Genomic DNA, 10,775 nt, shown 5'->3' on the forward strand with positions numbered 1-10,775 from the left:
GTCACGTCACTGTACCGCCTGTTCTAGCCCAAGCGGGTAGATAGGGGAGGAAGAACCAGCACCTACTCGTCGCCCTGCGGATCGGGAAACTGGGGCTGTTGCCGGGCATACGGACCGGCTTCGGCAGGGGTGGCGCAGCCGGCCAAAACGGCGCATTCAAATGTCGCGCCGTGGTAATAGCGCTGAAAGAGCACCGCCACCAGCCACATAGAGGCAATGGGCGCCACAAAATACACCCACAGCCCCGTGAAATTGCCAGCCGCTACGGCTGTGCCCAGCGACCGGGCGGGGTTCAGGCTCATCCCTGAAAGCGGCGTTTCGAAGGCAATGTAGAGGGCCAGCAAGCCGGCCAGCAGCCAGCCGGCGTACTTGCGCCGCTGCTCGGAGTGCAGCGCCCAGAGCAGCACAAACATGAAAAAGGCCGAAATAGTGGCTTCGGCCAGCAGTGCCACACCCACGCCCCAGTCGCCGGGCACCGTCACGTTTTGCTTGATGTCTGGGTGAGTATACCAAGGCGCCAGTACCTGCTCCATCAGGAAGCCGCCGGTCAGAGCGCCCCCAAACTGAAACACTACGTACCAAAACGTGTCGGTGGCGCTGAGGCTACCCAACTGCCAGAACGCCAGCGTGACGGCCGGGTTGAGGTGCGCCCCCGAGCGCTGCCCCCAGGCGCTATACGTCATGAGGGCCACGGCTAGGCCAATGGGTAGGCCCAGTACCACGTGGCGCAGCAACTCATTGTCGCCCAGCCACTGCCGCACTGGCGAGGTAGGGTGTTGCACCACCACCGCCGCGCACGACGCCACAATGATAAACGTGGCCGCTCCGGCTGCTTCCGCTACATAGTAGGTCCAATGGCGCCGGAGGGTAGCGAGCAGGCCAGAAGTGGAGGTGGACATAAACCGGGGCTGCGTTAAGCAAATAGTATTCGCTTAACGCAGCCCCGGTTAAAGTGTTGGCGTCGCTACGGTCGGGCTTTGCTTTGGGAGGAGCTGCCGCGATTTTTTACAATTGGTAGGTGAGCGTGGCGGCCAGCTGGCGCGGCGCAATGGGGTTGATGCTGTTGTCGTCGTGGGCGTTATAGCTGAGCTTGTCGAGCAGGTTGGAAAGCTTCAGGCGCAGCGTGAGGCGCTGGTAGGCATAGCCCACCGACGCATCAAACTGCGTGTAGCCAGGCAGCGGAATCAGCTGAAACGTGTCGTTGATGGGCTGGCCGTTGCTGCCAACCAGGCGGGTGTTGCGGCCTGCCTGCCGCTCGCCCACGTAGTAGGCCGTGAAGCCGGCTTGCAGCCCGCGCAGCGTGGAGTGGTCGAGGGTGTAGAACACGCTCAGGTTGGCCGTGTGGTTGGGGTTGTAGCGCAGCAGGCTTCCTACCTCGTAGATGTTGCTCTTGGTGTAGGAGGTGTGGTTGTAGCTATAGCCCCCAATCAGCGACCAGCCTTTATAGGGCTTGCTAAGAATGTCCACTTCTAAGCCCTTGCTGGTCACTTCACCCGCCAATTCTTGAGCATTGGGAAAATCTGGATTAAAGCGCGGGCTGTTTTGCAGAATGGTCTGTACCTGTCCGTCGTTCACGATGTGGTAGGCCGTCACGTTGGCCGACACGGCCCCGTTGAGCAGGTCGTTTTTCACGCCTACCTCAAACTGATTGAGGGTGGACGGTGGCAGCGCACCGCCAGTTTGACTAATACCCGAGTTCAGCACAAACGAGTTGGAGTAGGAAGCAAAGATGGAGCTGGTCTTGATGGGCTGATATACCAGGCCCAGGCGCGGCGAAAAAGCGTCGTCGTAGCGCTTGCTCTGCGTCACGGAGTAGTCCTTGTATGACAGCGACTTCGTGCCGGTTTCCTGATACGTATAGCGCACGCCGGCCAGTATCTTCACTTTTTCGTCCACGCTGATCAAATCCTGCACGTAGGCCCCTACCCGCCGAATGGGAGTATTATTACGCGAGGCCAGCGATAGGGCCGGCAGGTCGCCACGCTGCGTGTACTTGTCCAAGTCCAGGATATTGATTTTGTCGTAGGCTACGGCCGTATAGGAGGGCGTAGTGGTGTTGTACTTATCGGCATCCATGCCTACCAGCACAGCGTGGCTGAGGAAGAACGTTTTGAACTTGCCCGTTACGTCCAGCTCACCCAGAAAGTAGTCCTGCATAGTCTGGCTGCCTTGGGCGTTGCGGCTCCAGTCGCCGTTTTCGAGCACTCCAATGGGACGGGAAGTGCTGCGCTGGTCGTTGTCGTAGCCTTGGTAGCCGCCAATCAGGCGCACTTGCCAGCGGTCGGAAAGGCGGTGGGTGAGGGTAGTGGTGAGGCTGGTCTGGTCGGTGTTGTTATACGCCCAATTGGCCCCCAGGAAGCGGCTGCGCGGCACGTCCACAATGCGGTAGTTGATGGTGCCAATGCCGTAGTCAGGGGTGCGCTCGTCGTGGAGGTAGTCGCCTTCCACCAGCAAATCCGTTTTCTCGCCTACCTTGAAAAGCAGCGATGGATTCACGTAGAAGCGGCTCGACGACACGCCCTGCCGGAAGCTGCGGGCGTTTTCGTAGGTCGCATTCACGCGGTAGGCCACATGCTCGGAGCTGTTCACGGCGCCGTATACATCCAAAAACGGCTTGTAGAAATCGTAGCTGCCCACGCGCATCCCTACCTGCCCGCCCTGCTCGAAACGGGGCTTTTTGGTGACTAGATTGATAATACCGCCAGCCGCCACGTTGCCGTACAGAATAGCGTTGCTACCCTTCATCACCTCGAAGCTTTCCAAAGCCGTGGCTTCCGGCAGCGCGCCGTTGTTGTAGCGCACGCCGTTTTTGAAGGTGTTGTTGCTGCCCATCGAGAAGCCCCGGCTGGCCAGTTCTTCCTGGGTGCCGCCGGTGGTACCCATCACGTACACGCCACTCACGTTGGCCAGCGCATCACTGATGCGCAGCACCTGCTGCTGCTCCAGCACCTGCTGGTTGATGGTGACGATGCTCTGGGGCAGGTCTAGCGGGCGTACCGGCAGCTTGCCTACGGCCACAGGTTTCTCGTTGATGGTGCGGTTGCCCGTCACAGTCACCTCCGAAAGCTGGCGTTGGTCTTTTGCCAGCGTTAGTGGGGCCATCGCAACGGCCTGACCGGCTTTCACTTCCACCGTCAGTAGTTGAGTTACATAGCCTACGTGGGTAACAGCTACCGTCAGCCAGCCCGCAGGCGCCTGCAGGCGAAAACGCCCGTCTGCATCCGTATTCGTGCCTAGCGAGGTGCCCTGCACAAGCACTGCCACCGATTCCGCAGCTTGCCCGTCGGCTAGCCGTATCTGGCCGGTTAGCGTTCCGGTTTCCTGTTGCACTTGGCGAGCTGCCGTACGCGGTATAGACTGCGCCAAAGTATCCACAGGAAACGAAAGGCCAAGAAACAAAGGGAGGAAGAGGAGACGTGTTGTCATACCTTATTTGTAATGATTCAAAATATTGGCAAAGCAACTTCTAAATTAGAATTAAAACAAATAAGCCTTAGTCTATTTTTATTATTTCTAAATAAGAGGTAAAATTGAATAATGAAACGCTTGACCCATGAAGAGCGAGTATGCGGAAAAGATGGCTCCCACACGTAGCGATTTAATTTATAATTAATCTAAATTAGCGTCGCCTTCTTCCTTATTCATTTCCTACCCTTCATTCCATTTCCCGTGACAACTGAGAAAAGTGGTTACACGCTACGCAAGTTTATCCTAGACATTCACCTATGGTTGGGGGTAGGTAGCGGCCTTATCCTGTTCATTGTGTGTCTGAGCGGCACCCTCTATACCTTCCGCACCGAAATTACACAGGCCGTGGAGGCAGATGCCTACCATGTAACTCCGCCCGCCGCCGGGCAGCCGCTGCCGGCCTCTACTCTGGTAAGCCGCTTGGAGCAAGCCTACCCAGCCAGCAAAGTGGTAGCCCTAAGCATTCCCGCCGACTCCGAGCGGGCCTGGGCCTTCTCGCTGACTACCCGGAAAGCCCTGGCGCGCCAGCAAGCCGAGGAAAAGGCGGAGCAACAAGCAGGGAGTAAGCCCAGCCGTGAAGGTCACCGGGGTGGCGGCGGCAAGGAGAGCCGGGGTGGCAAAGGCGGCAAGCGCGGCAAGCGCGGCAACCAGGACTCGCAGACGCTGCTCGTGAATCCCTACACCGCCGCCGTGCAAGGCAACACCGAAACCGGCCTGTCCAAGTTCTTTATGGGCGTGATGGGCCTGCACCGCTGGCTGCTGATTGAAGGGGGCGTGGGCCAGATACTGGTAGGAACTGCCACACTGATTTTTGTGGTGTTGCAGCTAACCGGGCTGGTGTTGTGGGCGCCGGCTAAGCTAAAGCAGTGGAGCAAATGGAAAATGTGGCGGCCCGGCTTCGTCATTAAAACCAACGCAAGCCGTAAGCGCCTCAACCACGATCTGCATAATACACTGGGATTCTACGCGCTGGGCCTGCTCACAGTGATGTCGCTGACGGGCCTGTGCTGGTCGTTTGAGTGGTACCGCGATGGCCTAAGCAGCTTGTTGGGCGCCAAAGTATTTGGGGGAAGGGGCGAGAAGCCGCTGCCTTCGGCCGTGCCCGCCACCACTGGCCGCACCCTCTCCGCCGACGACTACCTAGCCTTGGCCAACCGCCAGTTGGCCTACCCCGGCGATGTACGCCTGACCCTACCCAAAGGCCCGGAAGGCTCGGCTAGTGTTCAAAAAACAAAAACGGGCTTCTTTGCCCTGGCCGGCACCGACCGCCTCACGCTGGACCAGTATAGCGGCACCGTGCTCAAGGCCGATATCTTCGCCGCCAAGCCCTTCAATGAGCAACTGACTAGCCTCATCAAACCCCTGCACACGGGCGAGGTAGCAGGCACCTTTTCCAAGATTCTGTATTTTCTGGCTTGCTTAATCGCCACCAGCCTACCCATTACGGGGGTAATTATCTGGCTGAACAAGCGGCAGAAAAGCAATCGGCGTTCTATTGGGCGGTCAGCGGCTATTGGGCAACCAGCAGTGGTAGGCCGGCCGGCGTAGCGCCTTAGCGTTACTTGGTTTTGGGTTCGAGGAGGGCAACTACGGCAGCGTGGTTGCCCTCTTTGGCAAGTGCCAAGGCGTTCTTGCCGTCGTCGTCCTGCATCTTGGCGTCGGCGCCGCTAGCGAGCAATAGTTGCACTACCTGAACATGGCCTTTGGCGGCGGCAGCCATCAGGGGCGTATTCCGAAAGTTATCTGCTTTGTTTACCGAAGCCTTGTGTTGGAGCAGGCTTTTCACAATATCGAGGTGGTTTTGCCCGGCTGCGATAATCAGATAGGTGGTCGGGAAACCCGGTACCATCTCTACGGAAGCGTTGGCATCGGCCCCGCTGGTAAGCAGCGCTTCTACCTCAGCCGACTTATTCTTGAGAACTGCGGTGTATAAGTCTTTGGCTGGCGTTTGTGCAGAGGCAATACTTACAAGCGTCAGGGATACTAATAGCGTAAGGAAAAGTTTGCGCATGAGAAAGCGAATAGAAAAATCGGTCGACCAAAAACAGTAGGTAAGCGCGAGGCGTAACCAAAAATTGTGCGCGAACTGATAGATCTACTGAAAATCATGTTTCACCGCGTAATAAAGCACTCGTTATTAGATAAAAATTAAATTTTTTGAAGTTAGAGGTAGCTATAACGATACAAAATAGAGTCTCTGACAAGAGCAATTTGGCTACTACTGCACGCGATGCGTGTTACACGCTCTTTGTGTTCACACGACGGAAATGACTGCTCGTTTCCCCATGCGCTGCGCCATGGTACTCGCCACAATGATTTGCAACGCGTGATATAGCATCAGCGGAAGCAGTAAGGCCCCGGCAGCCGCCCCCGGAAACAGCAGGCTGGCGAATACGCTGCCGTGAACCAATGATTTTTTAGAACCGCAAAAAACGGCCGTAATCCGGTCTTCGCGCGGAAAACCCAATAGGCCACTCACTCCCCATACAATTCCAAATACGGCGAAGTACAACCCTACCATACCCAAGCTTAGGCCCACTACATCTTGCAAGGCATAGCTACTGAACACGCCCTCGGCAAAGGATTCGCAAAATGCTGTAAAGACGATCAGTAGGATAATCACCTGATCGGAAATGCGCAGCAGCTTGCCATTGCGCTCGGCAAATGCGCCCAGCCAGCGGTTTAGCAGCACGCCAGCCGCCACGGGCACAATCACCTGCCCAACCAAATCCAGTATCAGCTCTTGCAGCGGAATGCCAACGGTGCTGGTTTGCAGCACCAGCCCGGTAAGCAGCGGGGTCAGTGCAATGCCCAGCAACCCCGACAGCGTGGCATTGAAAATAGCCGCCGGAATGTTGCCCTGCGCAATGCTCACCATCACCACCGAGGTAGAAACTGTGCTGGGCAGGGCACACAGGAAGAAGATGCTTTGCCAAAGCAACGCGCCCTCTGCACCCGTGAAAAAGGGCCGTACGGCCAGCGCCAGCAGCGGAAAAAGCGCGAAGGTAGTTAGCTGCGTAACCAAGTGAAGCTGCCAGTTGCGCATGCCGGTTTTCAGCTTGGCCGGGCTCAGGCGCAGACCATACGCAAAGAAAATGATGCTCACGCCCACCGTTTTGATGGTGTGCCAGGGTAGGGGACTGGCGTCGCTGCCAGCATTTGGAAAAAGGTAGGCAAGCAACACCACGCCAGCTAGACCTAATAAAAACCACTCGCTGGCGATGCGGGCTAGCAGGGCAGAAAAGCCAGTAGGAGGGGTCGGCGTGGGAGCTGGTTGGGACATGTAAGGAGAAGCTAGTATACCGGCAAAAGTACTACAGCTATAAGGGGGCTGCTATTAGAATTCTATTAGATAAGTGCTGGGTAGAGTGATGTACTACTGGTATTCTGAAACACAACGAGGACACCACCCATCGATAAGACATTCACGAAACAGGCCCGATGCATTGGCATCGGGCCTGTTGATTGGAGGCTAAACCAGTGCTGGCGCCGCGGCTGGCTGCAACGCGAATGCCTCGGCCAGTAACTCATACGACCGGAGCCGGTCCTGAAAGTCGTAGGTGATGGTAACAGCCATGATTTCGTCTACGCCGTATTCGGCGGCCAGCTTTTCCAGCTGCATTTTCACCTGAAGGGGCGTGCCGCTTACCATGCGCTGGCGGTTGTATTCCAGACGGGCGCGCTGGGCAGGCGCCAGGGGGTAGTCGCGCACGGTAGCGTAGGGTGGCGTAGGGCCGCGCATGCCGGTTTCGAGCAGGGTCATTTGCAGGGCCAGGGTGTCTTCTAGCTCCTGGGCTTTTTCCTCGGTATCGGCGCAAAGCACGAAGATGGCCATGCTGGCTGCGGGCTTGGGTAGGCGCAAGGAGGGCCGGAACTTCTCGCGGTACTGTTGCACCGCCTCGGGGCCGCCGTGGGGGTTGATGAAGTGGGCGAAGGTGAAGGCCATGCCCAGATACGCCGCAAACAAGCCGCTTTGCCCACTGCTGCTCAGTAGCCACAGTTCCGGCACGGTATCTATCAGCGGGGCGGCTTTGATTTTGGTTTGGATGGTTTCTGGGTCGGCGCGGTCAGTGAGGTAGCGGTCCAGGTCCATGAGTTGCTCGATGAAATCCTGTTCGCTGAACTGATTGCTGGGGTTGAGCACCTGCGCCGTGAGGCGGTCGGCACCGGGTGCCCTACCTATTCCCAGGTCGATGCGATTGGGGAACAGGCCTTCGAGCAGGCGAAAGTTTTCGGCCACCTTCAGGGCTGAGTAATGCGGCAGCATTACCCCACCCGAACCAATACGAATGTGCTTGGTCTGACCCGCCAAATGGGCCATGAGCACCTCGGGAGTAGTGCCCGCCAGCGACTCCGAATTATGGTGCTCCGACACCCAGAAGCGGGTGTAGCCCAGGGCCTCGGCGTGTTGGGCCAGCTGCACCGTTTCGAGCAGGGCCTGCCGGGCCGTGCCGCCCTGCCGCACCGGCGACTGGTCGAGCACGCTCAGACGGATAGAAGAAGGCGTTTTCATATAAGATAGTTGTCAGTTGTTAGGGAATAGTTGTCAGAGAAACGTCTGTCATCCTGCGCTTGCGAAGGACCTTTGCACGGCAGAACGAGTCATCAGCACCTATTGGTCAACGGGATAAGGTCCTTCGCAAGCGCAGGATGAGAGTTTCTCTATCGAACTTACTAACAACCAGCCCCACCCAAAGTTCTACTCGGCCAGTGCCGGCTCACTCACCTCATTGGTTTTGCGGAGGGGCCTTTCGGGCACAAACCACGTGGCTGCCCAGCCCAGCGCGGCCAGTACAATCACCACCAGGTATACCCGGTGAATGGCTTTGGAAAACGCTGCACGTACTACCGGCGTTGGGCCGGCGGCGGTAGGTGCGCTGGCTAGCTCCGGCGACAGGGTAGGGCTATCGGTGGTGGTAGCGGCCGTGCGGGAGGCGGCGCCGGCGGCTGTTTGTGCCGTGGCGGGTAGGGCCTCGGTCAGCGTGAGCGTGAGCACCGTACCCAGTAGGGCTGTGGTAATGGCGCCGCCAATCTGCCGGAAAAACTGGCTAGCAGAGGTGGCCTGACCCATTAGTGGCGGCTCCACGGCATTCTGAATAGCCAGTGTGTAGAGCGGCATGGTAGGGCCTAACCCGATACCACAGATGGCGAGGTAGACCAGCACGCGGGTATAAGATACATCCGCGGGCATGGTGGCAAGTAGGCTCAGACCCGCGAGCAATACTACGCCGCCCCCCAGCATCCAACGCTTATAATGCCCGAAGCGCGACACCATCTGCCCGGCCACCACCGAGCCCGTCACCACCCCCAACGACTGCGGAATCAGGCTGATACCGGCCTTGGTGGCAGATACGCCCAGCACGTTCACCATAAACAGCGGCACAAAAATCACCAGTCCCAAAAATGCCCCGCCTAACAGAAAAATAGCCACATTGGCTGCTCGAAATACCGGATTTTCAAACAGACTAAAGGCTAAAATAGGATTGTCGGAGCGCAACGACCGGAGTACAAACAGCGTGAGGGATACAACGGCCCCTACCAGCAGCCCTAGCGTGAGGGGAGAGGTCCAGCCGTAGGTGGCCTTGTTGAGTTGTAGGGCAATAACCAGCGGTACCAAGCCCGTCAGAAGTAGTAGGGCCGCCAGGTAGTCGAGGCGTTTGCCAGTTTCCTGCGGAGCCAGCTTGGGCATGTAGGTCAGAATAAACCACAGGGCCAGCGCGCCCAGCGGCAGGTTCACGTAGAACACCAAGCGCCAGCCCGCCACGCCCGGAATCCAACCCGTGCCGTGGTCGGTAAGCAAGCCGCCCAGAAAGGGCCCCAGCACCGACGACGTGCCGAATACGGCCCCCGTGTACCCCTGGTATTTGCCCCGCTCGGCCGGCGGAAACAAGTCGGCAATGATGATGAACGCCAGCGCAAACAGCCCCGCACCGCCCAGTCCCTGAATTCCCCGAAAAATGACCAGCTGGTTCATCCCGTCGCCCAGCAGAGGTAGGGGGCCAAACTCGCCCGCCAATCCGCACAGCACCGAGCCGATCAGAAAAATAATGACTACCGTGATTTCCAGCGTACGGCGCGGGTACATATCAGCCAGCTTGCCGTAGATGGGCACCAGCGTAGTGCTGGCCACCAGGTAGGCCGTGGCCACCCACGTGAAGCGCTCCAGGCCGTTGAGGTCTTCTACGATGCGGGGTAGGGCCGTAGATACAATAGTTTGATCGAGTGCGCCGAGGAACATGGCCAGCAGCACGCCGGCCAGCGTCAGGAGTTTTTCGCGGTGGGAGAGGGTCTCCGTCATACGGGGGAGGGTAGGATTCCCGCAGAGGTACGCGCCCGGTGCGTGGAGGTTGGTAGAGTGAAGCTATTAGCTGATGGCTAATAGCTAATAGCTTTTGTTCGAGCTATCAGCTAATAGCTAATCAACTCTATCTTCGCCCGCATGATTGCCACAAGTACCATTGCCCTGCTGTGCGGGTTTGCCTTTCTGGCCGGTTTCATTGATTCCATCGTGGGCGGGGGCGGCCTGATTCAGACGCCCGCTATGCTCCTGCTGCTCCCCGGCGTGCCGGTGCCCACAGTGCTGGGTACGGGCAAAGTATCGTCGATGATGGGTACGCTGATTGCCCTGCGCCGCTATGCTGGGCAGGTGCCCATTCGGTGGCGGGTGGTAGGGCTGGCAGCGGGCACGGCGGGCGCTTTTGCACTGTTGGGGGCACGCGCCGTGAGCCATCTGCCGCAAGACTTGGTGCGGCCGCTGGTGTTGGGGCTGCTGGTGGTTATTGCCATCTACACCTTCTGGCGCAAGGATTTTGGGCAGCTGCACGCCCCGCGTCTTTCGCACCAGCGCGAGCTGCTCTACGGCGTGCTGGTGGGAGTAGGGCTAGGCTTCTACGATGGCTTTTTCGGGCCGGGCATGGGCAGTATGCTGCTATTCACGTTCGTGGGCCTGTTCGGCTACGACTTTCTCACGGCCTCCGGCTCAGCCAAAATGGTGAATGCCGCCACCAACTTCACCAGCCTTGCCTACTTTGCCTTCACCGGCCAAATCATCTACCGCGTGGCCTTACCCATGGCCGCCTGCAATATGCTGGGTGCCACCCTAGGTTCTCGCCTTGCCCTGAAAAAAGGGGTAGGCTTCGTGCGGGTGCTGTTTCTGGTAGTGGTCAGCGGCGTGATTCTGAAGCTGGCTTGGGAGACGTTTGGGGGATGAGGTGGTGAGTTTGTGAAGTTGTGAGTTTAGGAGTTAAAAACTGTGTGTCATCCTGAGCTTGCGAAGGACCTTATTACGGCTGAACGACTGGCGTAGC

8 protein-coding genes are annotated in these 10,775 nt (G+C 58.1%); 2 read left to right on the forward strand and 6 right to left on the reverse strand.

Translation table 11 applies throughout. The annotated features are described in order from the left end of the window. Nucleotides 1-62: 62 nt before the first annotated feature. Entirely contained in the window at nt 63-899 is an 837-nt protein-coding gene (locus KYK14_RS04700) for an MIP/aquaporin family protein (RefSeq protein ID WP_219157366.1), read from the reverse strand. A 106-nt stretch (nt 900-1,005) separates the two neighbouring features. Next, on the reverse strand, nt 1,006-3,375 hold the full coding sequence (locus tag KYK14_RS04705; RefSeq protein WP_425514667.1) for a TonB-dependent siderophore receptor: 2,370 nt from the start codon (nt 3,373-3,375) through the stop codon (nt 1,006-1,008). Between the two features lie 294 nt (nt 3,376-3,669). Between KYK14_RS04705 and KYK14_RS04710 the strand changes: the two genes are divergently transcribed. Next, entirely contained in the window at nt 3,670-5,016 is a 1,347-nt protein-coding gene (locus tag KYK14_RS04710) for a PepSY-associated TM helix domain-containing protein (protein WP_219157373.1), read from the forward strand. A 10-nt stretch (nt 5,017-5,026) separates the two neighbouring features. On the opposite strand, the gene KYK14_RS04715 is transcribed toward KYK14_RS04710, so the two are convergent. The 4 genes from KYK14_RS04715 to KYK14_RS04730 all read right to left on the reverse strand — a co-directional run bounded on the left by KYK14_RS04715 (nt 5,027) and on the right by KYK14_RS04730 (nt 9,766). Continuing rightward, a complete protein-coding gene (locus tag KYK14_RS04715; RefSeq protein WP_185284077.1) occupies nt 5,027-5,479 on the reverse strand; it encodes an ankyrin repeat domain-containing protein in 453 nt (150 codons plus the stop codon). A gap of 243 nt (nt 5,480-5,722) precedes the next feature. Then, complete coding sequence (locus KYK14_RS04720; protein WP_219157376.1) at nt 5,723-6,751, reverse strand: bile acid:sodium symporter family protein; 1,029 nt, start codon at nt 6,749-6,751, stop codon at nt 5,723-5,725. Between the two features lie 189 nt (nt 6,752-6,940). Next, entirely contained in the window at nt 6,941-7,981 is a 1,041-nt protein-coding gene (locus tag KYK14_RS04725) for an LLM class flavin-dependent oxidoreductase (protein WP_219157379.1), read from the reverse strand. Nucleotides 7,982-8,167: 186 nt separating this feature from the next. Then, a complete protein-coding gene (locus tag KYK14_RS04730; protein WP_219157382.1) occupies nt 8,168-9,766 on the reverse strand; it encodes an MDR family MFS transporter in 1,599 nt (532 codons plus the stop codon). Between the two features lie 141 nt (nt 9,767-9,907). Here KYK14_RS04730 and KYK14_RS04735 point away from each other — a divergent pair, with 141 nt between their 5' ends. Continuing rightward, on the forward strand, nt 9,908-10,678 hold the full coding sequence (locus KYK14_RS04735) for a sulfite exporter TauE/SafE family protein (RefSeq protein WP_185284069.1): 771 nt from the start codon (nt 9,908-9,910) through the stop codon (nt 10,676-10,678). The last annotated feature ends 97 nt before the right edge of the window (nt 10,679-10,775 follow it).

Source organism: Hymenobacter profundi (genome assembly GCF_019334315.1).
Lineage (GTDB): Bacteria > Bacteroidota > Bacteroidia > Cytophagales > Hymenobacteraceae > Hymenobacter > Hymenobacter profundi.